The following is a 22,649-nucleotide window of genomic DNA, read 5'->3' as shown; positions in this document are numbered from 1 at the left end:
ATCGATCACGAACCGTCTGGATTTACAGCGTTCTTCGAACGAGTGGAACGCCATCGTCGGTCGCCGGACCAGAGGGTCCAGGTGGCGATGGAAGGTTACAACGGCTGGGCACGCCCGCTGGATAGCCAGACCCTGGCCCGCGGTTGGGCGCTGTACAACGTCAATAACTTGAAGCTAGCACGGTATAAGGAGATCTTTCCGGCTCCTGCCAAGACGGACGCGATCGACTCGCGCCGCATGCTCGAGCTATTCGCGCTGGATCAGCAACCTGGGGTGGCCCGCAATGCCCTACAGCGGGTGACGCTGATCCCAAAGGCGCACCGCCATCTGAAGTATCTGACGCGCCGGCGGCGGGTGCTGGTACAGGAGCGGGCTGGGCGTCTGGCGCGGCTGAACTGCGATCTACAGGCGCTTTGCCCGGGCTTGCTGTCGATCACGGGTTCGATCGACAACCGGTGGTTCCTCCGCTTCCTGACCTGCCGAGACCGCCTCACGGCGTTGCCACGGGTACGCGCCTCGACGCTGTTAAGGATACGGGGTGTTGGGCGCGCTTATCTCGCCAAGATCCAGGCATGGCAGCCGACCGCACAGTTTGCCCCGGATATCGCCTTCGGCGATATGGATGTGGTCACCGATGCACGATCGATCCTGACGCTGAGTGAGCGGATCACGGAGTTGGACACCGAGCTCGAACGCTTGGCGTGCGAGAGCCAACCGTCTCGGCTCCTGCGATCCATCCCCGGCTTCGGCACGACGGGTGTTGCGGAGTTAGTGGGCGAGATCGGCACACTGGATCGGTTCACCAAGGAATCGGGGCTGGCCGTCTATGTGGGGATGGCCCCGCTAGCGAACAGTTCGGGCGTTCGCGATCGGGGTAAACGCCCCCGCTCCGTTAATACCCGATGCCAGAATGCACTGATGACCTGCGTGGCACGGCACATGGCCCATGTGCCCGAGTCCCGCGCGTACTACGACCGCAAACGTGCTCAAGGCAAGACGCACAATCAAGCGGTACGAGCCCTCGGGCGTCACTTGATCCGAATGATCTGGACGATGCTCCGTCAAGGACGGGAGTACCACCGCCGCCCCACACGCGAGACGCCCAAACCTTGAAAATCCGAGAGGGATGTTCAGACCTTGCCTTTTGTCCCCGAAACAGTCTTTCAACGCCGGCCCGTGGCGCTCAGGCCGCCTCGGCGGTGATGAGGCCGCGCTGGAGGTCGACGGTGATCCGCTGGCCTTCGATGACCGTGGCGCAGGCCAGCAGGAAGATCTCGACGAACTCGTTGCGCTCCTCCTCCGGCATCTCCGAGGAGGTATTGGAACCATTGAAAGTGCCGAACATGGTGTCATGGGCACCCGCCGAGTAGAGGATCAGTCGCTGCATGGCGGTCTGGTCGTCCGGCGAGGGCGCAGCGGTATCCAGGACCGGCTCGTCCAGCTTCTGCTTGATCGTGGAATAGAGATGGAACAGGTATTCCGCCGCGCTCTGGCGTCCTCGCCGATCCTGCAGGGTGAAATTGGCCGAAACCGCCTGCCCACTGCGGGCGCGCAGCACGATGTGCTTCGGCTCGGGCTGATCGTCGGCGTACGGGTTCAGGATGTGGGCCACGGTCTCTCCAGGCGGAATGGACGAGGCGGGGAGACTACGAGACGCCCTTCGAGATTTCTACGGCGGCCCTGCAAGCCAAGGGGTTATCCATGCAGCTTCAGGGCCGGGTGAGCCTTTGGTCGATCGCGTGTCGGCGCCTGGTACGCGGTTCGTTTTCTTCGTTTCAGAGTCGCCAGCCGTTCGGGTCCCGCCCGCCTTCGCCCGAAGGCACTAGCACTTCGAATAGCCGCAGTCACGGCAGGTGGGGCAGCCGTCGATGATCTCGAGGTGGCCATCGCACTGCGGGCAGGGGGCCATGTCTGTGGCCCCCGAATTCGGTGCTTCCAGGGTGGCGGAGGCCTTCGGGGTTCCCCTGTCGCGACAGGCGGCGACCAGTTCGCGTAGCGGGCGGGGGTGGCCTTCGGGATCGAGAAAGCCGCGGCGCTGGAGGATGCGCTGCAGGGCGTGGGCGATCGCGGCGACCTCGGAGGGGTGGTACAGCGGTTTGCCGTATTCGTTCTCGCCGCAGCGAACCGGGCCGCGGTCCCAGGTGACCTTGCGCAGGTCGCGCAGGGCGCGGGCGGCGTAGCCGCCACGGGCCGCCAGCGACAGGCTGCGCATGGTCGCGGAGATCCACTGGTAGGACTCGGAGTGCTGCCCGGTGGGCAGGAAGAATTCGATCGGGCGCTCGATGGTCACGCGCTCGCCGCTGACCGTGCCGGAGACGGCCACGAAGCTGACCACCAGGTAGACGGTCTGCGGCCCGTCCTGGGTCCAGTAGCGCACCTTCTCGGTGACCGACTCGAGTTCGCCCTCGGGGCGCGACGGAATGCGCTTGCCCAGCGGGTGATCGTCGCTGCCGGACGCGCCCTCGCCCTGCGGGGCATCCGAGCGGCGAAAGGCGATGATGGGCTGGTCGATCCGGTGCATCGTGTCCTCCCCGACGGCGTCAGACGTCGTCGTAGTAGCCCTCGTCCAGCGCGGCAAAGAGATTCGCGGCGGTGTGGACCTGGCCTTCGTATTCGACCTCTTCGTCGCCGCGCAGGGTCAGCTCCCGGCCGTCCGCCAGGGTGAAGGTGTACCAGGTACTGCGCAGGCGCTCGGGGTCCACCAGCACGCCCATCCGGGCCTGCGGGTTGGGCCGGTAGGTGGTGCAGCCCTTGAGCCCCGCCCGCCAGGCCTGCAGGTAGACCTGCTGGAAGTCCTCGAACGGGATATCGGTCGGGACGTTAAGCGTCTTGGAGATGGCCGAGTCCACCCACGGCTGGGCGGCGGCCTGCATGCGGATGTGGGCGTCCACACTGACCTGTTCCGCGGTGATCGCGTTGGCGGGAAGATCCCCCGGCCCTGCCTCGGCATCGATCAGGGCGCGGTAGGCCAGCAGCTCAAACGAGTAGCAGTCCACCGCCTCGCGGGTACGCCGCCCGGGGCGACGGATGTTGCGCGTGGTGTGGTGCAGAAAGGTCGGCTCGATCCCGTTGCTCGCGTTGTTGGCGACCGAAAAGCTGATGGTGCCTGTAGGCGCGATGGAGGTGGCGTGGGTAAAACGCGCGCCCTCCTCGGCCAGTGCCGCGACCAGCGCCGGGTCCTCCTCGGCGATGCGTCGCATGTAGGGGCTGAAGCGCGCATGCAGCTCCCGCCCCTTCAGCACGTCGCCCACCTGATAGCCGGCCTCGGCCAGCGCTGGCTGACGCCGGAGTATGTCCGCGGTCAGCGTGAAGTCCTCGTCCATGATCGGCGCCGGGCCTTTCTCGCGCGCGAGCTCCAGCCCGGCCCGCCAGCTCTCCAGCGCAAGGCGGCGACAGACCTCTGCGGTGAAGTCGGCGGCCGAATCCGAGCCGTAGGTCTCCCCCAGCATCGCCAGGGCCGATCCGAGCCCGAGGATGCCCATGCCGTGGCGGCGCTTGCGCAGCATCTCGGCGCGCTGCTCCGGCAGCGGCAGCCCGGAGATATCCGCGACGTTGTCCAGCATGCGCGTGAACACGCGCACCACCCGCTCGAAGCGCGCCCAGTCGAAGGCTGCGTCGGCGCCGAACGGCGCGGAGACGAACCGGGTCAGGTTCACCGACCCCAGCAGGCAGGCCCCGTCCGGCGGCAACGGCTCCTCGCCGCAGGGGTTGGTGGCGCGGATCACCTCGTCGAACCAGGCGTTGTTCTGCCGATTGACCTGATCGATCAGGATGACACCGGGTTCGCCGACGTCATAGGTGCTGCGCATAAGGGTGTCCCACAGCTCGCGGGCGCGCACGCGACGGTAGATACGGCAGGCGACCCGGCCCTGGTCGTCGACGCGGTAACCGTCCTCGACCACCGGCCAGTCGCGATAGACAAGCTCGGATGTCGCCACCCGGTCCTGCTCGACGGGCAGCAGCGGGAAGGCCAGCGCCCATTCGTCGTCGCGCTCCACGGCCTCCAGAAAGGCATCGCGCACCAGCACGGACAGGTTGAACTGGGTCAGCCGCCCCTTGCGGCGCTTGGCGAGGATGAAGCGCTCGATGTCCGGGTGGCCGATATCCAGCGTTGCCATCTGTGCCCCGCGGCGACCACCGGCCGCGCCGATGGTGCGGCAGGTCTGGTCGAAGATCTGCATGAAGGCGACCGGACCGTTGGTCGGCGCGCCCGCACCCGCGACCAGCGCACCCTTCGGGCGCAGGGTGCTGAAGTCGTAGCCGATGCCGGCCCCGGCCTTGAGCGTCAGGCCGGCGGCGGTGTTGGCATCCAGGATGGCCTGCAGCGAATCGCGAATCGTGCGCGAGACGGTGCAGTTGATCAGGGTGGTCTCCGGCTTGTACGCCTCGGCCCCGGCATTGGCCAGTATTCGCCCGGCCGGGATGGCGCCGTTGTCCAGCGCCCAGCGGAACTCGCGCTCGATCGACGCGCGTTTGTCCGGCGCCTCGACCGCGGCGAGGGCCCCGGCGACACGGTCGAACATCGCCCCGACCGAGGCATCCACCGGCTCGCCCCGGGCGTCACGCAGCCGATAGCGCTCGGCCCAGATCGAAGCCGAAGAGGGCTGCAGGGGCACGTCGGGCGACGTGTCTCGTGGGTGGCGATCGTTGTCCTGCCTTTGCCGGCTCTTGCCCATATTGGCCCGCCGCGTTGCGCTCGACCGAAGGGCGCTGAGGCCCTTCTCCGATCATGGGCGCCGGCGCCGCAGGCTGCAAGAACGAGCAGGGGCCGGTGTCAGAAGCGGTCGAGACCCGCGAGCGGGTTGGCAAGCTCGCGTACGCGCATCCAGGAGGCGATGCTGGCGCGCCAGCGGTGGGTGGGCAGGACCGCGTGCGGCACGGTCTGGCTCAGGAACATCACCAGCGTGCCAGCCGTCGGCTGGATGCGCTGGCATTCGCGGCCGGCATCGTCATAGATCGCGAGCTGGCCGCCGTCCTGCTCGCGCCAGTCGCGGTTCAGATAGAACACCAGCGACAGCCGGCGGCAGTTGCCGGCCTGGAAGGCATCCACATGCCGGGCGTAATGGGTGCCGGACGGGTACAGGGCAAAGTGTGATTCGGTCTCGAACAGGCCCGGGATCAGCGTGCGGCTCACCTGCAGCCGGATCGCATCCAGGCGCTCCATAAATGCCTGCTGGGCCAGGCTGGCACCATCCAGCCAGTGGATCCAGTCGCCGCGAGTCGCCCGGTCGCGATGGCGCTCGCCACCCCGACCGATCCGCGCCTGCGCCAGCTGCGCGGCATCACGCAGGGCGTAGATCTCGTCATGCAGCGCATCGACCGTGTCCTCGGGCAGGAAGTCGGGCCAGACCACGGGCTCGCCGGCGGCGAGCCCATACAGCCAGTCGGGAACGGAAGTATCTCCGAATGCTCCCTCCCCGAGCATTGCCGCAGGAACTACAGCCCCGGACACCGCGCTTGGCGGAGTGGTTGTGTCGGGAGCGGGGATCACCAGTTCAGTTTTCAAGCCCTTGTAGCCTCATCCAACATCGCACGGGGATGCGCGATCAGTAATTTCTGCCGCCTACCGTGTTTGGTATGCGGCAGCCGCCGGAACGGCGGGTCGAAAGCGCCGAGGCCCCCTGCCAACGCGCTATCCAATAAAAGACTTGCTTATACACCAGAACGGGGCGAAATAATGACAACCGCCGACGAGGTCATTCCGATTTTCCTGAGCCAGGACGTCATCGGCAGATCCAATGCCGCCTGACGTCGCGTTCTCCGACGTTGCCGAACATCGGTCTTCAGCTCTTCGGCTTTACGACCACCAGCGCAATACCACCCAACACGACAATGCCGGCGAACACCAGACGCAGGGTCAACGGCTCCGCGAGGAGGCCGATCCCTGCAATGGCGGTGATCACCGGCACGCTCAGCTGGGCAACCGCAGCGGTGGAGGTCCGAATGAGCTTGAGCGCGGCGTACCAGACCGCATATCCCAGACCGGAGGCCAGGGCGCCCGACGCCGCGGCCAGTAGTGCACCCGGAATGTCCACGACGGCGCCTGGACTGAAAGCCACCGCCAGGACCAGCGCAGGCAAGCTCGCCAGGAGGAAGTTGGATGCCGTGACCCGGGTCGGATCGCCACTGCCACTCGCCCGCAGCGTGTAGACACCCCAAGCGAAGCCGGCCACGATCATTAATGCAGCAGGAATCGGGGGCGGTGCCGAGAGCCCGGGCGACAGCAACCAGATGAGTCCTGCTAAAGCCAGGGCGAAGCCTATCCATTGGCGAGACGTCAATCGTGCGCCGGCCGCCAGATACCAACTGACCATGGTCACCTGGACCGCGCCGAACAGCAGCAGCGCTCCGGTCGCCGCGGTCAGGGAAATGTAGGCGAACGAAAACCCGATGGCGTACACGAAGAGTGCGAGCGCTGACCCCCAACTGCCCCGTCCTTCTGGAAGGGTCGGCTGGGCCCGAACGATCAGCCACAGCATGATCGCTCCGGAGACAAGCCGGATCGCGGTAAAGCTGACCGGATCAATGGACGTTGAGGTGAACGCGGCACGCGTCAGGATGGAATTGGCGGCGAACGCTATGAGCGCCACTGACATCAGCGTTGCTAAGCGCACCGGCATCGGCGTCGGATTCCTTCTATCTGACAGGAGGATGCGATGCATCCATACCCCGAGGGAGGCGGCGGTGGCCGAGCAACCCGAGCGGTTGCGTGACGAGCAGGGCATGGTGCCGAAAATCGCACCGCGAGTTCAGTGGGGCACAGAGGCTGGATTGCTCCCTCGGCTTCATCGTTGCGAATGCGACAGCCGGCCCTGTGTCAGGAAAAAAGCCATGGCCGATCGGAGCGGCCATGGCTTCCTCAGACAAGCGAGTCGGATAACCCGCTACATGGATAGAACCCTAGTAACGAAGGGCGGCCAGTTCGACAGTGGTGCCACCGTTCTCGCTGGCATATTCCTCGGCGTCACCGGCCCGCATGAACGCGACGTAGTCGTCCTCGGTTTCCACGAACGACGCCACGTGGCCGAACAGCTTGAGGCCCGTGCCGTGGTCGTAGACATACGTCGCACGAACCTCGTCGGAACCTGACTCCTCGACCTCTTCGACCGCGGCCAGCATCTCGCCAATGGAGTCGTACTTGATAATGCCTTCTTCGGCGAACCAGACCTCGGCCGGCGGAAGTCCGGGCGCGCCCGGTTCGGATCGGGTGATCTTGCCCAGCTGCTCCTCGTAGTCCTTGCCTTGAGCCTCGTAGACGGCTCGCACGAAGCTGTCGTCCACCCAGCGGTCAAAGTCCAGTTCGGGGACCGAACGCTCCCGCTGCAGCGTCGCATGGTGATACTTCAGCGCGTCCACCCACTCGGGTTTCAGGGTCGGATCGACCGACGTAATGCCGCCCTCGCTGAAGTACAGGTACAGGACCTCTTTCTCGATCGTGGTCCACTCTTCCAGCTTGGTCGCCGCCCGCATGGGGTCTTCCATGATCCAGTCCTGCGCCTCCATCGTGGCTGCAATGTACGCCTCAACCACACGCGGATGCTCTTCCGCGAAGTCGTCACGGACCACGGTCCCATGGAACGTCGGCTGGCCGACTTCGCTACCGTCGAAGACCTTACGGCCAAACCCGCGATACTCCATCACCTCGGACCACGGGGTGAAGTTCGAATGAGCATCGATGTTACCCGTACGGATATTCGCTACCCCGACCGGTGGCCCCTGGTCGCGAAGCTGGATGTCATCCAGGATACCGGCCTGGCTCAGCGCATCCAGGGTCATACCCCAGGCGGCACTGCCGAACGGCGTCGAAAGCTGCTGGCCGGCGAGATCCGACAGACTCTGCGCAGGGGAATCGACTGGAACCACAATGCCATTACCCGTACCGCGGGCGTTGTACCCAGTCATGGCAACGAACAAGGACTCGGCACGACCAGTATTCTGGAAGGTCGCGCCGTTCACGATTAGCGGGTAGTCGCCCATGACCCCGAACTCGAGCTGCCCGGCGATCATTCGGTTGGTAATCGGCGGACCGGAGTCGAAGTCGGCGTACTGGACGACGAAATCGACATCTTCGTATCTGCCATCGGTTGGCAAGTGTTCCTCGAATAGACGCAGGCGTTCGATGACGACCCCGCCCGATACCGTATTGGTGACCTGACTCTGGTGCCCGACCCGGATCTGGATCGTCTCGGCCACCGCGGCCCCGGAAAAGGCCGCGATTGCTACACCGGCAACGATTGGCTTCCAACGCATGGTTCTTCTCCCAAAATTAAGTGTCCGCCAAAATGGCGCATCCAACGTTTGATCAGCCGACTAGACCCGGCTCGGGGACTTGCCTGTACTAACAGGCCATGACTGATCTACCGGATACGCAGCAGATTCCGTGCCGCACTCCGCAATCGAGGGAAAACAATCCGCACCTTTCTGTTTTCCTTGAGTTTTATTCTTCAATAAGGAATACCTCGGCTTCCGCCGCCATGCCCGTCACCGCCCCAACCTGGGGAATCCCTGCGCTATTGGAGTGCCGGATAACGGCTGTGAACGCCAGCAATCATGACAAGCAATACACCTGCCGTATTCGGCACCCCGCGGCCGACTTCGCTCAGCCAAACCGTCCGTTCCCCTACCCATCTCACTCCTTCTATGACACGATATGATGAGTTGAATCGAGGAACGAGACGCGCCCATGGAATCCAGCACCCCGGACCGCCAAACGCTTCAGGAATCCCCGCAGCCCCTGTATGTCCAGATCAAGGAAACATTGCGCCAAAGGATCCTCGACGGCACCTACCAGCCGCACCAGAAGCTCCCATCCGAGAGCGAACTCACCCGACGGTTCGGCGTCAGCCGCATTACCATTCGTCAGGCACTGCGTGACCTGCACAACGAAGGCCTGATCTTCAGCTCACAGGGCAAGGGCAGTTTTGTCAGCAAGCCGAAGGCGGTGCAGAACGTGCGGCGCCTGGAAGGCTTTGGCGAGGCCATGGCGGCCCAGGGCTACGAAGCAACGGCGCGGGTGGTTTCAATCGAAGAAATGGTCCCGCCCAAGAATGTGCGCGACGCACTCGACCTTGGGGGTGCAACAAGCGGCTCGGTGGTCGAAGTGAAGCGGGTGCGCTACCTGAACCGGGTCCCAGTGTCACTGGAAGTCAGTTATTTCCCATTGGATGTGGGGCGCCCCTTGTTCAATCAGGATCTTTCGGGCGACATCTTCCCGATCCTGGAGAACCTCTCGGGCATCCCGCTGGGTGCAGCCAACATCAGCATCGATGCCGGGCTCGCGAACAACGAAGTACAGAAGGAGCTGGGCCTGTCGGCAGCCGACCCGGTTCTGCAGGTGGAACGTCTAACCCACGATCGCTCCGGACGGCCCATCGACTACGAGTTTCTGTTTTTCAGTGGCGACTCGTTCAAGTATCGATTCGAGATCGATCGTTCGTAACCGATCCCGTGGGGTAACCGCCACTGTACGCGCCGGTTACCCCGCCAGGACACGACTCAAGCTTCTGCCAGACCGGGTGCCGGCTCGCTTCGCAGCTGCCGGATCTTCTCGTGGAGCTCCGGCAGGATATCGAACAGGTCGCCGACCAGGCCGTAGTCGGCCACGCCGAAGATCGGGGCATCCGGGTCCTTGTTGATGGCGACGATGACCTTGGATCCGGTCATGCCGGCGAGGTGCTGAATGGCGCCGGAGATGCCCACCGCAATGTACAGCTCCGGTGCGACCACCTTGCCGGTCTGTCCCACCTGGCAGTCGTTGGGGGCATAACCGGCATCCACGGCTGCCCGCGAGGCGCCCACGGCGGCGTTCAGATCCGCTGCCAGTTCCTCCAGCAGACGGAATTTCTCCAGGCTGCCGAAGGCTCGCCCCCCGGAAACGACGATCCCGGAGGATTCCAGTTGCGGCCGGTCCGACTCGTCGAGTTGGAGTTCGACCTCGCGGGACTGGGCCAGGGTCTCACCGACGTCAATGCGTTCAAGCTGGGCCTCACCGCCGCCCACTACCTCTTTGGCGAACGCAGTCGGGCGTATGGTCAGCAACTTGTGCGGCTCCAGCACTCGCAAGGTTTCGTTGGCATTGCCCGCGTAGATCGGGTGCACGAACGTCTCCGCGTCCTCGATCACGGTGACATCCGAGACCATCTGGATGTCGACCAGCGCCGCCACCCGGGGGAGCAGGTTTTTCCCGAACGTGGTGGCGGGCGCCAGCACATGACTGTAGTGCTCGACATGTCCAGCCACCAACCCGGAAAGATCCTCAGCAAGGCCGCCTGCCAGATGAGGCGCCTCGGCAACCAGCACACGGCGGACCCCGGTCATCGAGGCGAGGCTTTCGGCCGCCGCCGCGGGGCGTGCACCCGCTACCAGGACGTCGATGGGACCGTCCAGTTCGCGGGCGGCCGTCAGGGTGGACAAGGTGCTGGCGGCCAGTGTCTCCCCTGCCGTCTCCGCTACAACCAGTATCGTGTTCGCCATCTCAGATCACCCCCGCTTCGTTGCGCAGCTTGTCCAGCAGTTCGTCCACGTCCGCGACCTTCACACCCGCCTCGCGGGGAACGGGCTCGGAAACCTTGACCCGCTCCACCCGCGGACGCATATCCACGCCCAGGGCCTCGGGCGTGTGCTCCTCGATGGGGCGTTTCTTCGCCTTCATCATCGCGGGCAGCTTCACGAACCGGGGCTCGTTGAGTCGCAGGTCCGCTGTCACCACGGCGGGCAGGTCCAGTTCAACGGTCTGCTGCCCGCCATCGATCTCGCGTGCTACCCGCGCCCGGCCCTCTTCGATGGTCAACTCGGACGCGAAGGTACCCTGGGGCCAGCCGAGCAATGCAGCGGTCATCTGCCCGGTCTGGTTGGCGTCATCGTCGATCGCCTGCTTGCCAAGAAGCACCAGGTCGACGGCTTCCTCGCGCGCGACCGCGGCCAGTAACGCGGCCACGTTCAGGGGCTGCGGCGATTCCGGCACATCGATCCGGATCGCGCGGTCCGCGCCCATTGCCAGGGCGCTGCGCAGAACCTCCTGACTGGCCTCGTCACCCACCGTCACCGCCAGCAATTCGCTGCAGATGCCAGCCTCTTTCAGGCGTACGGCCTCCTCCAGCGCAATCTCGTCGAAGGGATTGGCGGACATCCGGACGTTTTCCGTCTCGACACCGCTACCATCCGACTTCACGCGGATGTTCACGTTGTAATCGATCACGCGTTTTACGCCGACCAGTACTTTCATCGCATTCACTCCCGTTGACTTTGCGGCCCGGCAATCGGCCTCGATGCGGCCTACATGCCCGAATAGATCGGGCCCTCGCCGCCTTGCGGTACCTGCCACTGGATATTCTGGGTAGGGTCCTTGATGTCACAGGTCTTGCAGTGCACGCAGTTGGCTGCGTTGATCTGCAGGCGCGGCCCCTGGTCGCCATCGACAATCTCGTACACCCCGGCCGGGCAGTAGCGTGCCTCCGGCGCCCCGAATTCGGCCAGGTTCACCTGGATGGGGACATCGGGATCACGCAGCCGCAGATGGCAGGGCTGGTGCTCGTCGTGATTGGTGTTCGACAGATGCACCGACGACAACAGCGGGAACGTGAGCTCCCCGTCCGGCGCCGGATACTCGATGGGCGAGGCCTCCGACTGGCGCTGTAGCTGCTCGTGATCCGCGTGCTGGGAGAACGTCCACGGCGCGCGGCCACCGAACAAATAGGTGTCTGCGGCGGCATACGCCAGCCCGCCCCACAATCCCCAGCGGGCGAAGGCGGGGCGGATATTGCGCGCGCGCCGAAGCTCGGACCAGACCCAGGAATCCGCCAACGCCCGGTCCACGCCTGTAGCCGCCGCCGGCTCGGATGCGTTCGCCCAATGCTCGAACACCGTCTCCGCCGCCAGCATCCCGGACTTCATGGCGGTGTGGGTGCCCTTGATGCGCGCCACGTTCAGCAGGCCCGCGGCATCTCCCACCAGCATCCCGCCCGGGAATTCCAGCTTGGGGCAGGACTGCACCCCTCCTTCGACCAGGGCCCGCGCACCATAGGACAGGCGGCGACCACCCTCGAGATGGCGGCGAATCTCCGGGTGGGTCTTGAACCGCTGCATCTCCTGGTAAGGCGAGAGGTTCGGGTTGGCGTAATCGAGCCCGACCACGAACCCCACGGACACGCGGCGCGCGTCGAAGTGGTACAGGAAGCCGCCGCCGTAGGTTCGGGCGTCCAGGGGCCAGCCGACGGTATGCACCACGGTGCCCGGGCGGTGGACGGATTCATCTACTTCCCAGACCTCCTTGATGCCAATGCCGTAGGTCTGCGGATCGGCATCTCGATCCAGTTCGTAGGCGGCAATCACCTGCTGGCTCAACGATCCACGGCAGCCCTCCGCCAGCAGGGTTCGCCCGGCCACGATCTCCACACCGGGCTCGTGCTGCGGGCCGGGCGTACCGTCCGGCTGCAAGCCGGTGTCCGCGGTGGCCACACCGCGCACGGAACCCTGTTCGTCGTACAGCACCTCGGCCGCCGCGAAGCCCGGGTAGATGTCCACCCCCAGTGCCTCCGCCTGCTCGCCCAGCCAGCGGCACAGGTTGCCCAGCGAACCCACATAATTGCCCTCGTTACGCAGTGCGCCGGGAGTGGGCAGCCGCAGGCTTCCATGCTCGCGCAGCAACAGGAAGTGATCATCCACGGCGGACGTTTTCAACGGCGCTCCGAGATCGCGCCAGTCGGGGATCAATTCGTCGAGCGAGCGCGGATCGATCACCGCACCGGAAAGGATATGTGCCCCGACCTCGGGCCCCTTTTCCAGTACGCAGACCGAGAGATCGTCCCGGCCCTGGTCCTGCGCCAACTGGCGCAGCCGAATCGCGGCCGCGAGGCCCGCAGGCCCCGCACCGACGATGACCACATCCATCTCGATCTGCTCGCGTTCCATGGTTGTCTCCCGCTCAGTCGGCGCCGCCGGACTACTGCTCGACAAAGGCCCGCTCGATCACGTACTCACCCGGCACGCCCGTCTTGGGCGAGGCGGTGAAGCCCATCTGATCCAGCAGGTTCGACAGGTCCTCGAGCATCGCCGGGCTGCCACAGATCATGGCGCGGTCCTGTTCCGGGTCGAGCTGCGGCAGACCGAGGTCTTCAGCCATCTTGCCGTTCTCGATCAGGTCCGTGATGCGGCCCTGGTGAACGAAGTCCTCGCGCGTGACCGTCGGGTAGTAGAGCAACTGCTCCTGCGCGAGCTCGCCGAGGTATTCGTGGTTCGGGAGCTCCTCGGTCAGATATTCCTGGTAGGCCAGCTCGCTTTTGTAGCGCACGCCGTGGACCAGGATCACCTTCTCGAATCGCTCGTAGGTTTCCGGGTCGCGGATAATGCTCATGTAGGGTGCGAGGCCGGTGCCCGTGCCGAACAGATACAGGTTCTTGCCCGGCAGCAGATCGTGGATCACCAGCGTGCCAGTCGCCTTGCGGCTTACCAGGAGCTGATCACCCTCGTTGATGTGCTGCAGGCGCGAGGTCAACGGGCCGTCCGGAACCTTGATGCTCAGGAACTCGAGGTATTCCTCGTGGTTCGGGCTCACGATGCTGTAGGCCCGCAGTAGGGGCTTGCCCTCCACCTCGAGACCGATCATCACGAAATGACCGTTCTCGAAGCGCAGGCCCGGGTCGCGCGTGGTCTTGAAGCTGAACAACGTGTCATTCCAGTGGTGCACGCTCAGCACTTCTTGTGGGTCACAGGCTGCCATGGGGTCTACCTCCCAGATTCGAGTCGGGTTGTGTTGCCATCATTGGTTGAATGGGCCGGGGCCCTCGCGCTGATCTCCCACAGATAGCGCCACGGATAGATGCCCTGCTCGTGACCATCGGAGAACACAAAGCGCACCCCGCTGACCCCGAACGGAACGATGTCGACCACTTCCACTTGAGTGGCGTCTGTCACCGGTTCGTCCCGACGCCGGGCCAGAGTGCAATGGGCGCAGCGACACGCCAGCCGCAATGCCTCGAAACGCTTGCAGGTAACCTCGCCGGTCGGCCAGCAAAACTGAACCTCGCCGGCCTGCCCCTGCAGGCGGATCTCCTTCGGCGGTTGCATGCTCATTACGCGCGCCCTCCGGCGGCCAGCGGGCCGCCCTCCACGGGACAGGTGCGAGCCAGTTCGGCGAGCACAGTTTCCTCGATCACCAGGGTGGTGACCGGCGGCCACAACAGGGGGTTATCCGGGTCGTCCACCGGACGCGCACCCAGCATGGAGGCCACGCCGGCCAGCCAAGCCCCGAGAAAGGCGCCACGCGTTACCCAGCTTGTAATGACAAGGCGAGACATAACGAATCAGCGCTCCAGCTCGGCCAGCTTGCCCGAACGTTCGATCCACTCTTCCGCGTCGGGCAGCGGGTCCTTTGCCGACGTTATTAGCGGCCAGATAGCCGCCAGCTCGGCATTCAAGTCGAGGAGATGTTTCTGATCCTCGGCCAACTCACCTTCCGGCTGGATCGCCTCGGGCGGACATTCCGGCACACACAGGTCACAGTCGATGCACTCCACCGGGTCAATCACCAGCATGTTGGGGCCCTCGTGGAAGCAGTCCGCCGGACACACTTCGACGCAATCGGTGTACTTGCACCGGATACAGTTCTCGTTCACTACGTAAGTCACGGTTGCCTCCGTATGGCGACGTGTCGCTCTCGGTGAAGCACGCGGCGAATCAGCTCGCCACGCGCAGCTTCGACTGGGCCCAAAGGGCGGTCTTGCGGACATCGGGATCCGGGTCGTCCATCGCGCTTTCCACGTACGCCTGCGCCTTGGCATCCCCAATCTCGCCCAGGGCGCCAACCGCGGCCTTGCGCAGGTTCGACACCGGGTCGTCGGTGCACACGCCCACTGCCTCCACAGCCTTCGGGTCACCCAAAGTGCCCAGGGCCTCAACGGCCTTCTCACGTACCTGCCAGAAGGAATCGCGCGTGCCTTCGATCAGACTCTGCAGGGCCAACCGCAGTCGCAGCTTGCCAATCATGGAGGCCGCTTCGGCTCGGACCTGCCAATTCTCGTCCTGCAACCCGGCCAGCAGGGCATCGCCAATCGAGTCCGGATCGCCGTACGACAGGGCGCTCACGGCCACCCGCCGCACGTCCGGGTCGGCGTCTTCGCGCGCCCGCTCGATCAGGACCGGAAGATTCGCCGGGGAACGCAGCCATCCGAGGACGGATACCGCCTCACGACGCACGGCGGCATCCGCATGCTGAAGCAAGGCCAGAGCCGGTTCGCAGCTCTCGGCAAGCCGCATAGGCTTGAGGGCCCCCAGCACCCCGACGATGACAAATGGATCGTCGCTGCCTTTCAGCGCACCGAGTAACGGCTGCGCCGCATCGGTATCCTTCAGGTCCGCCAGGGCGTGTGCTGCAGCATTGCGGACCGCTTCGTCGCTGTCGCTGAGGGCTGCCAGCAAGGCATCCGCAATGTCGGCGGATTCGAACTCGTCGACCACCTTGGCCGCCTCGCGGCGGACCGAAGGGTCGGGGTCCTTCAGGGCCATTGTCAGCAGATCAGCGGCTTCAGGTTCGGCACTGTCCACCAGGGCAAGCACCCCCACTCGGCGCATTTCCACATCGTTGGAGGCCAGCTTGTCTGCAATGTCCTGCAGTTCGGGGTCGTTGTATTGGCTCATCGGGTTCACCTTCAGCTCAGCAGGTACGGGATATTCACGGTGACCGCGTCGGTCGGACAGTCCTTCTCGCACGGCATGCAGTACCAGCATTCGTCGTAATGCATATGGGCCTTGCCCGTGACTTCGTCGATCAGCAGGACATCCAGCGGGCAGACGTCGATGCAGACCCGGCACCCCTTGTCGGCGATGCACTTTTCTTCATCGACGACCACCGGGACAGTCGTCTTGTGGTTCGCTACAGGCATGTCACTTCCCCTTTATTCGGCGGCGACTTCGTCGGTGTTTTCGATCCGCATGGACTGATAGGCCGACAGCTCGTCGTCATCCAGCGGGATGATGTAGGGGTCCACCGGGCGCGTACCGGTGCACATGGTTCCGTCCTCGCCCTTGTACAGGCGGCTGTGACAGAACCAGTTCTCGTCGTCGCGCTCGGGGTGGTCGATGGAGTAGTGGTACAACCCCCACCGGGACTCCTTGCGTGCCATGGAGGCGCGCGCCGCCATCTCGGCGCAGTCGACAATCGCATGCACCTCGAGGGCCCGCAGCAGTTCGTGGGGATCCCGGGCGTGGAGCCTGGCCAGGTCCTCGCGCACCTGCAGGATGCGGCTGAGTCCGATCTCCATTTTCTTGGTCACTTTGGGCGGCTGCAGGTAGTCGTTCACCAGGCGGCGCACCTTGTATTCCATCTGCTCCGGCGGAATGCCGTCCTCCGCATTCAGCGGTGCCATCACGCGTTCGAGTTCTGCGGCAATCAGCGACTCGTCCAGTGGTGCGTCAGTCCAGTCACTGACGTAACGCGTCGCGCTCTCGCCGCAGATCTGGCCGTATACGAATGCACCGAGCATGTAACTATGCGGCACCGAGCCCATGTCTCCGGCCGCATACAGGCCCGGCACGGTGGTCTCGCCGTGTTCGTTGATCCACACCCCGGAAGCCGAGTGGCCGCTGCAGAAACCGACCTCGGAGATGTGCATCTCCAGCATGTGCTCGCGATAGTTGGTACCACGCCCGGCATGGAAGCGTTCGCGCGACGGGCGTTCGTTGGTATGCAGGACCGTCTCGATCTCCTGGATGGTCTCCTCGGCGAGGTGATCCACCTTCAGGTAGACCGGGCCCTTGCCCCCTTCCAGCTCGCGGTAGAACTCCAGCATCATCTGGCCCGACCAGTAGTCGCACTCGATGAAACGCTCGCCCTGGGCATTCGCGGTGTAGCCGCCCAACGGGCCGGTCACGTACGCACAGGCCGGACCGTTGTAGTCCTTCAGCAACGGGTTGATCTGGTAACACTCCAGGTTCGCCAGGTCGGCGCCGGCGTGATAGGCCATCGCGTGCCCCTCGCCCGCATTGGTCGGGTTCTCGTAGGTGCCGTACAAATAGCCGGAGGTGGGAAGGCCAAGACGCCCGGCCGCACCCGTTGCCATGATTACGGCCTTGGCACGGATCAGCATGGGCTCGGAGGTCCGGGTGTTCACCGCAAAGGCGCCGGCGATCTTGCCGTCGCGATCCTTCAGCAGGCGGGTGGCCTGGTAACGGTTTTCCACCTTCACCCGGTTACGGCGCAGGCGCCGGTACAGGATCTTCTTGACGTTGTGCCCCTCGGGCATGGGCAGCACGTAGCTACCCATGTGATGGACCTTCTTCACGTCGTAATCGCCGGTCTCGTCCTTCTGAAAGTGCACACCCCAGGAGTCCAGCTTCTGGATCATGTCGTAGGAACGATCGGCATAGGCCAGGACCGCCTTCTGATGGACGATGCCATCATTCGCCGTGGTGATCTCCTTTACATACTGCTCGGGCGTGGCCCGACCCGGGATGATGGCGTTGTTCAGGCCGTCCATCCCCATGGAAATCGCGCCGGAACGTTTCACGTTGGCCTTTTCCAGCAACATGACATCCAGCTCGGGGTTCTCTTCCTTGACGGTGACGGCCGCCAGAGGACCGCCGGTCCCGCCGCCGATCACCAGGACATCCATCTCGACTGTTTCGATTTCGCTGACTTTCATAGGTACTCCTCATTGGGATCCGTACGGAACTTGCAGTTGAAGGTGTCTTCGCGGAACGACAGACACTCCACGTCAAAGGCACGACCGCTGCGGTCGAGAAAGACACGGATGAGTTTCAGGACCGGGGCCTCCACCGGAAGCGCCAGTGCTTCCTGTACCCCTGGCTCCGGGTGACAGGCCTCGATTTCGATACGGGCACTCCGCACCCTGAGGCCCAGGCGATTTTTGAGTACGGACAAGGTGTCCACCGTGAGATCGCGGCTGAATATGCGCCGCCCAATGGCCAGCGGCAGAAAGCTCTCACTGACCATGACCGGCTCCGACCGCAAGCACTGCACCTGGCGAATGCGGGTGACCGAGTCCTCGGGCGCTAGCCCCAGTTCGCGCGTCACCCGCGATGGCGGCGTCATTTCCTGCATGGAAAGCAGGCGCACATCGGCCTCACCGATCTGACGGGTCACCGTCTCGCCAAAGGCCTCCATGCGCCGCAGCTCCTGGCTCACCCGCGGGCGGGCGACAAATATTCCGCGCCCCTGCGCGGTTACCACCAGACCTTCTGCGCGCAACTCGCGAAGCGCCCTGCGCACGGTGATCCGGCTGACCCCAAAGGCCTCGATCAGCTCCTTCTCGGTGGCCAGTCGTTCGTTTGGCGCGCGCACTCCCTGGAGAATCTCGCGACGCAGACTGTCGCGGACCCAGCCGTAGAGCGACCCGGATCCGCCAGACCGGCTCACGGGACGCGGGAGTCCCGTGCTTGCAAGCCCTGCTTGGCGGGGCGTATCGATCATATGTACTAGCCTATCATAACAAGTTATGAGGTGTAAGAGGATCCAGTAGCTCTTCGGCTCTAGACCGACCGCCCCTGCTGCTCGAATGCCCGAGTCGTCTCGGCCCGAATCAGGTCCAGACACTGCTTCTTCAGCTCGACGAATCGGGGCTCGGTCACTACCTCGTGGGTGCGCGGGTGCGGGATGTCGACGCGGATATCCTTGATCAACCGGCCCGGACTCGCGCTCATCACGATGATCCGGTCCGCCAGGAACACAGCCTCCTCGATGTCATGTGTGACGAACACGATGGTGGTGTGGAACTCCTGGCGCAGATCCACCAGGTTTTGCTGCATCATCGAGCGGGTCTGGGCATCGAGCGCCCCAAACGGCTCGTCCATCAGCAATACGTCAGGGTAATTGGCCAAGGCGCGCGCGATGCCGACCCGCTGCTGCATCCCCCCGGACAATTGCGCCGGAAAGTGGTTGCCGTAAGCCGAAAGCCCCACCATCCCGAGGAAGGTGCGCGCGATACTGTCGGACTCGGTCCTCGAGTGACCGGCCATGCGGGGGCCAAAGGCGACGTTCTTGCGCACGCTCTTCCAGGGGAACAGCGAGTGCTGCTGGAAGACCATGCCGCGCTCCGGCCCCGGCCCGCGCACGTGCTTGCCATCCACCTCAACACGCCCCGCCGTGGGCGCGACGAAGCCGGCCACCGCATTCATCAAGGTCGACTTGCCGCAACCCGAAGGCCCCAGCAGACAGATGAATTCGCCCGGCTCAATCTCCAGATTCGCTCCATCCACCGCCAGGTTACGGCGGCCATTGGTGTTGAACTCGATGGACACATCGGAGATCTGCACTCGGCCTGCCTCGGCACGACCCGCCAGCGCCCCACCCGGTGCGGGTTTCTTGCGTGAGGGCCCTTCGCCAAAGGCCCAGAAATTTCCAATTCTCATTGTGCTATCCCGTTGCTTAGCATGATCCGAAAGAGGTGCGGCTGGTCTAACGCTGCCAGCGCAGGAACGGCCGGGCGCCATAGCGCACCAACAGCGTGGACAGGGTCCCCAGGAGGCCGATCGTTACCATCCCGACAATGATCTGCGGGTACTGAATCAATGAGTAGGAACTCCAGGTGAAGTAGCCGATCCCGTACTGGCCACTGATGATCTCGCCTGCCAGCAGCGAGAACCATGCGATGCCCATACCAATGGCCATGCCCGCCACGATGCTGGGCAGCGCCGCCGGCAGGACGACATGAATCAGAATCGAGGTACTGGAAGCGCCCAGAGCGCGGGCGGCCCGCACGAGGTCCTTGGGTGTCTGATCAACCCCGTGCATGGTGTTCAGCACGATCGGGAAAAAGGCCCCGAGAAAGGTAATGAAAATAATGCTGCTCTGTTCTGTAGGGAGCATCAGGATCGCCAGCGGGATCCAGGCCACCGCCGGGATGGGCCGGAAGATCTCCACGTAGGGAGAGAAGACATCCTCCACAAAACGATTGCGGCCCATGAATACACCAAGGGCGACACCCAAGACGGTGGCTAACCCAAAGGCGATGGCGACGCGCTCGACGCTGGCACCGATATGCCGATAGAAAGTATCGGACGACAACAGATCCAGCAGCACCGCGCCTACAACCCCGGGCCGAGGTACATTTTCGAAGTTGAGGAGCAGTCGGAAGTCATTGACGGAGGCCAGATGCCAGAGACCGATCAGCACCACCACCGAGATCATCCGGACGCTGTAGCGTGCCCACCAGGTAGCGCTTAATGCCTTCAGGCGTTCGCCGATAGAAGCGTCACCCGCTCCACCAGACAAGGACGCACCCGCTCGAGGCGCTTCCTGTGACGAAGGCGCGGTATCTGCTGCCGGGGCCGTCGACGTCGGGTTGTCGGGCGCGGAAGGAGCACTCTCCACCGTCTCGTCTGCTACCGGCACAGTCTTGTTCGTCATTTGAAACCCCTTCCCTCGAGGCCATCAGGTCTTGCCCAATGGATTGATCGGTAACGCCACGACTCAACTTGTTCTGACGTGTTCTTACGCCTGGAAGTGTTTGCAGCATCCATGCCAATGCCCCGGGGGCATCGAGAAAGGGGGTTAAGATGCTGTTTCGAAGAGGGCTTATTGGTTCAGAGGGAAAGGGAACCAGGCGGCGACACGGACCCCGTGCATCACGTAAGGGCGAACGCGCCCCACGACGGGGCGCTCAAATCCGAAAATACGAGGTGCATGATGACAAGTGCGGCAAGGGTCGGCAGCCCGCCGACCATCGGGGAAACGCGAATTGAATCGCGCACCTCTCCAGGACTCAGTGGGCCAAGAAGCCCGCTTCGATCAAAGTCTGGCGTAGCCGTGCATGGGCTTCGGTGACGCGGGCGCGGGGACCGCGTACGCCCAATTCGACCCGCGGCGCGTCGCGATCCATGCGCGGCAGGCAGGAAATACGCAGGTCCGGGAATGCGGCCTCTATTGCCTCAAGCACCGGCACCAGCGAGCTCTCGGTGGTGTTTTGCAGGATCAGGCTCTCTTCCACTGAACCTGCTTCCGCGTTGCGCTGGGGGAAGCGTTGGTCCAGCACCCAGCGCGCCATGGGCTCGGCCATGGCAGGAAATCCGGGTACACAATAATGCCGTTCGCAGCGAAACCCGGGCACACCGTTGATCGGGTTCGGGATCAGGCTGGCGCCTTCGGGCAATTCGGCCATGCGGATACGATGCGGATAGGCCTCGTCACCGAAGCGGCGTTCCAGCAGATCGACAAATTCCGGATGGCGCTGGAGCGGGCGACCCAGCGCCTCGGCCAGGCAGGCGCGGGTGCGATCATCCGGGGTCGCTCCGATACCGCCAAAGCTGAACACCTCGGCTCCGCTTGCCAGGGTTTCGCGGAACGTCTGCACCAACAGGCGAGCGTTGTCACCCACGATCCGAATCCATGATAGCTCCAGGCCCTTCTCGGCGAGCGCCTCGGTCAGGTGCGCCTGGTGCCGGTCCCGGCGCTTGCCGCTGAGGAGTTCGTCGCCAATGATCACGGCGCCGATCTCGATCTCGCCCGGCTCCCGTTCAGCCATCACGGGTCCGTCCATCGCCCCGGCCTTCGCCACGTTACTGTTTGGCGCCCAGCGCGAGCGCGCGCTCGCGAGCCGCGGCACGCGCCTCGGGGGCATTGTCCGGATCGTTGAGCCACGGCGCCAGATGCTGGTGCAGCAGCCCGGCCAGGAAGTCGAGGTGGTCGGCGCGGTCGTTGAGGGCCGGGATGTAGTGGAAGCGTTCGCCACCGGCCTCCTGGAAGATCTCGCGATTCTCGTCGCCGATCTCCTCGATCGTCTCCAGGCAGTCGGCGGAGAAGCCGGGGCAGATTACGTCCACCGAGCGCACGCCCTGCCCCGGCAGGGCCTCCATGGTCTTGTCGGTGTAGGGCTGCAGCCACTCCTCGCGCCCGAAGCGCGACTGGAAGGTGACCTGCCACTGGTCGTCATTCAGCCCCAGCGCCTGCGCCAGCTTGTGCCCGGTGGCATGGCACAGGCAGTGGTAGGGGTCGCCCTGCAGCAGGTAGCGCTTGGGGATGCCGTGGAAGGACATCACCAGGCGGTCGGCCTGGCCGTGCTCCTGCCAGTGCTCGCGCACACTGCTGGCCAGGGCCTCGATGTAGCCGGGCTGGGCGTCGTAGGCGGCGATGAACTGCAGGTCCGGCACCCAGCGCCAGCCCTTGAGCACATCGGCGACGGCATCGAAGGTGGAGCCGCTGGTGCTGGCCGAGTACTGCGGGTACAGCGGCAGCACGACCACGCGGCGCACACCTTGGCGGCGCAGCTCGTCCAGCCCCGCGGCGATCGACGGGTTGCCATAGCGCATGCCCAGCGCAACCGGGATCTCCTCCCCTGCCTGCTCGGCCAGGCGGCGGCGCACACCCTCGGCCTGGCGCTTCGAGATCGCCAGCAGCGGCGAACCTTCGTCGGTCCACACGGTGGCGTACTTGGCGGCCGAGCGCTTCGGACGGATGTTGAGGATGACGCCGTTAAGGATCAGCCACCAGATCGGGCGCGGAACCTCGACCACGCGCGGATCCCAGAGAAACTCCTTCAGGTAGCGGCGCAGGGCGGGCGCGGTGGGTTCGTCCGGCGTGCCGAGGTTGGTCAGCAATACGCCGACGTCGCGCGCCTGGCCGTGACGATAATCCGCTTCTCCGAAATACTTCATGGTGCTCCTTGCCGACATGAGGGGACGCTGACTCCCTGTCGGAGTGG

General features: G+C 64.4%; 23 protein-coding genes. 2 read left to right on the top strand and 21 right to left on the bottom strand.

Annotated features, from left to right (window positions below; all coding sequences use genetic code 11):
- Window positions 1–1,113 (top strand): IS110 family transposase (locus F614_RS14020; protein WP_019558975.1); only part of this gene is annotated, 1,113 nt, incomplete at its 5' end.
- A 70-nt stretch (window positions 1,114–1,183) separates the two neighbouring features.
- Here F614_RS14020 and F614_RS0112210 read toward each other — a convergent pair.
- The 6 genes from F614_RS0112210 to F614_RS0112185 form a co-directional block, all read right to left on the bottom strand.
- Entirely contained in the window at window positions 1,184–1,612 is a 429-nt protein-coding gene (locus F614_RS0112210) for a hypothetical protein (RefSeq protein WP_019558974.1), read from the bottom strand.
- Between the two features lie 210 nt (window positions 1,613–1,822).
- Window positions 1,823–2,521 carry a hypothetical protein gene (locus F614_RS0112205; RefSeq protein WP_019558973.1) on the bottom strand — a complete coding sequence of 233 codons (699 nt, stop codon included), beginning with the start codon at window positions 2,519–2,521 and terminating at the stop codon, window positions 1,823–1,825.
- 19 nt (window positions 2,522–2,540) lie between these two features.
- Entirely contained in the window at window positions 2,541–4,676 is a 2,136-nt protein-coding gene (locus F614_RS0112200) for an adenosylcobalamin-dependent ribonucleoside-diphosphate reductase (RefSeq protein ID WP_038037373.1), read from the bottom strand.
- Window positions 4,677–4,774: 98 nt separating this feature from the next.
- On the bottom strand, window positions 4,775–5,353 hold the full coding sequence (locus tag F614_RS0112195; RefSeq protein WP_019558971.1) for a 2OG-Fe(II) oxygenase: 579 nt from the start codon (window positions 5,351–5,353) through the stop codon (window positions 4,775–4,777).
- Window positions 5,354–5,783: 430 nt separating this feature from the next.
- Window positions 5,784–6,620 carry a DMT family transporter gene (locus tag F614_RS0112190; RefSeq protein ID WP_018865566.1) on the bottom strand — a complete coding sequence of 279 codons (837 nt, stop codon included), beginning with the start codon at window positions 6,618–6,620 and terminating at the stop codon, window positions 5,784–5,786.
- 280 nt (window positions 6,621–6,900) lie between these two features.
- Complete coding sequence (locus tag F614_RS0112185) at window positions 6,901–8,250, bottom strand: ABC transporter substrate-binding protein (RefSeq protein ID WP_018879627.1); 1,350 nt, start codon at window positions 8,248–8,250, stop codon at window positions 6,901–6,903.
- A 433-nt stretch (window positions 8,251–8,683) separates the two neighbouring features.
- On the opposite strand from F614_RS0112185, the gene F614_RS0112180 reads away from it, so the two are divergent.
- Window positions 8,684–9,439 (top strand): GntR family transcriptional regulator, encoded by a 756-nt coding sequence (locus F614_RS0112180; protein ID WP_018865564.1) that lies wholly within the window; start codon window positions 8,684–8,686, stop codon window positions 9,437–9,439.
- Window positions 9,440–9,495: 56 nt separating this feature from the next.
- Here the strand turns inward: F614_RS0112180 and F614_RS0112175 are convergent, their stop codons facing one another.
- The 15 genes from F614_RS0112175 to hemH all read right to left on the bottom strand — a co-directional run bounded on the left by F614_RS0112175 (window position 9,496) and on the right by hemH (window position 22,602).
- Complete coding sequence (locus F614_RS0112175; RefSeq protein WP_019558970.1) at window positions 9,496–10,473, bottom strand: electron transfer flavoprotein subunit alpha/FixB family protein; 978 nt, start codon at window positions 10,471–10,473, stop codon at window positions 9,496–9,498.
- A 1-nt stretch (window position 10,474) separates the two neighbouring features.
- Window positions 10,475–11,224, bottom strand: coding sequence for an electron transfer flavoprotein subunit beta/FixA family protein (locus F614_RS0112170; RefSeq protein WP_019558969.1), 750 nt, complete (start codon window positions 11,222–11,224; stop codon window positions 10,475–10,477).
- Between the two features lie 50 nt (window positions 11,225–11,274).
- The gene (locus tag F614_RS0112165) at window positions 11,275–12,909 is read right to left on the bottom strand and encodes an electron transfer flavoprotein-ubiquinone oxidoreductase (protein WP_019558968.1); all 1,635 of its coding nucleotides are present in this window, start codon (window positions 12,907–12,909) and stop codon (window positions 11,275–11,277) included.
- Between the two features lie 31 nt (window positions 12,910–12,940).
- Window positions 12,941–13,717 (bottom strand): ferredoxin--NADP reductase, encoded by a 777-nt coding sequence (locus F614_RS0112160; RefSeq protein ID WP_026280448.1) that lies wholly within the window; start codon window positions 13,715–13,717, stop codon window positions 12,941–12,943.
- 5 nt (window positions 13,718–13,722) lie between these two features.
- Complete coding sequence (locus F614_RS0112155) at window positions 13,723–14,070, bottom strand: gamma-butyrobetaine hydroxylase-like domain-containing protein (RefSeq protein WP_019558967.1); 348 nt, start codon at window positions 14,068–14,070, stop codon at window positions 13,723–13,725.
- Window positions 14,070–14,294, bottom strand: a complete 225-nt coding sequence (locus F614_RS0112150) for a hypothetical protein (protein WP_026279139.1) — start codon at window positions 14,292–14,294, stop codon at window positions 14,070–14,072. Before F614_RS0112150 ends, F614_RS0112155 begins: the two co-directional genes overlap by 1 nt.
- A 6-nt stretch (window positions 14,295–14,300) precedes the next feature.
- Complete coding sequence (gene fdxA / locus F614_RS0112145) at window positions 14,301–14,624, bottom strand: ferredoxin FdxA (protein WP_018865557.1); 324 nt, start codon at window positions 14,622–14,624, stop codon at window positions 14,301–14,303.
- A 49-nt stretch (window positions 14,625–14,673) separates the two neighbouring features.
- Entirely contained in the window at window positions 14,674–15,633 is a 960-nt protein-coding gene (locus F614_RS0112140; protein WP_018865556.1) for a HEAT repeat domain-containing protein, read from the bottom strand.
- Between the two features lie 11 nt (window positions 15,634–15,644).
- Window positions 15,645–15,878: a ferredoxin family protein gene (locus F614_RS0112135; RefSeq protein WP_017942684.1), complete on the bottom strand. Its 234-nt coding sequence runs from the start codon at window positions 15,876–15,878 to the stop codon at window positions 15,645–15,647.
- 12 nt (window positions 15,879–15,890) lie between these two features.
- Window positions 15,891–17,636 (bottom strand): fumarate reductase/succinate dehydrogenase flavoprotein subunit, encoded by a 1,746-nt coding sequence (locus tag F614_RS0112130; RefSeq protein WP_019558965.1) that lies wholly within the window; start codon window positions 17,634–17,636, stop codon window positions 15,891–15,893.
- The gene (locus F614_RS0112125; RefSeq protein ID WP_081619716.1) at window positions 17,633–18,424 is read right to left on the bottom strand and encodes a GntR family transcriptional regulator; all 792 of its coding nucleotides are present in this window, start codon (window positions 18,422–18,424) and stop codon (window positions 17,633–17,635) included. Before F614_RS0112125 ends, F614_RS0112130 begins: the two co-directional genes overlap by 4 nt.
- A gap of 59 nt (window positions 18,425–18,483) precedes the next feature.
- A complete protein-coding gene (locus tag F614_RS0112120; protein ID WP_018865553.1) occupies window positions 18,484–19,266 on the bottom strand; it encodes an ATP-binding cassette domain-containing protein in 783 nt (260 codons plus the stop codon).
- A 142-nt stretch (window positions 19,267–19,408) separates the two neighbouring features.
- Window positions 19,409–20,359 (bottom strand): ABC transporter permease, encoded by a 951-nt coding sequence (locus F614_RS14015; RefSeq protein ID WP_038037370.1) that lies wholly within the window; start codon window positions 20,357–20,359, stop codon window positions 19,409–19,411.
- A gap of 355 nt (window positions 20,360–20,714) precedes the next feature.
- Window positions 20,715–21,473, bottom strand: a complete 759-nt coding sequence (locus tag F614_RS0112105) for a molybdopterin-binding protein (RefSeq protein ID WP_018865550.1) — start codon at window positions 21,471–21,473, stop codon at window positions 20,715–20,717.
- 34 nt (window positions 21,474–21,507) lie between these two features.
- The gene (hemH, locus tag F614_RS0112100; RefSeq protein ID WP_018876542.1) at window positions 21,508–22,602 is read right to left on the bottom strand and encodes a ferrochelatase; all 1,095 of its coding nucleotides are present in this window, start codon (window positions 22,600–22,602) and stop codon (window positions 21,508–21,510) included.
- Window positions 22,603–22,649: the final 47 nt, after the last annotated feature.

The organism is Thioalkalivibrio sp. ALE12, from assembly GCF_000381105.1.
Lineage (GTDB): Bacteria > Pseudomonadota > Gammaproteobacteria > Ectothiorhodospirales > Ectothiorhodospiraceae > Thioalkalivibrio.
The sequence above is the reverse complement of the archived record's forward strand: the minus strand, read 5'-3'. Positions and strand labels throughout refer to the sequence as shown.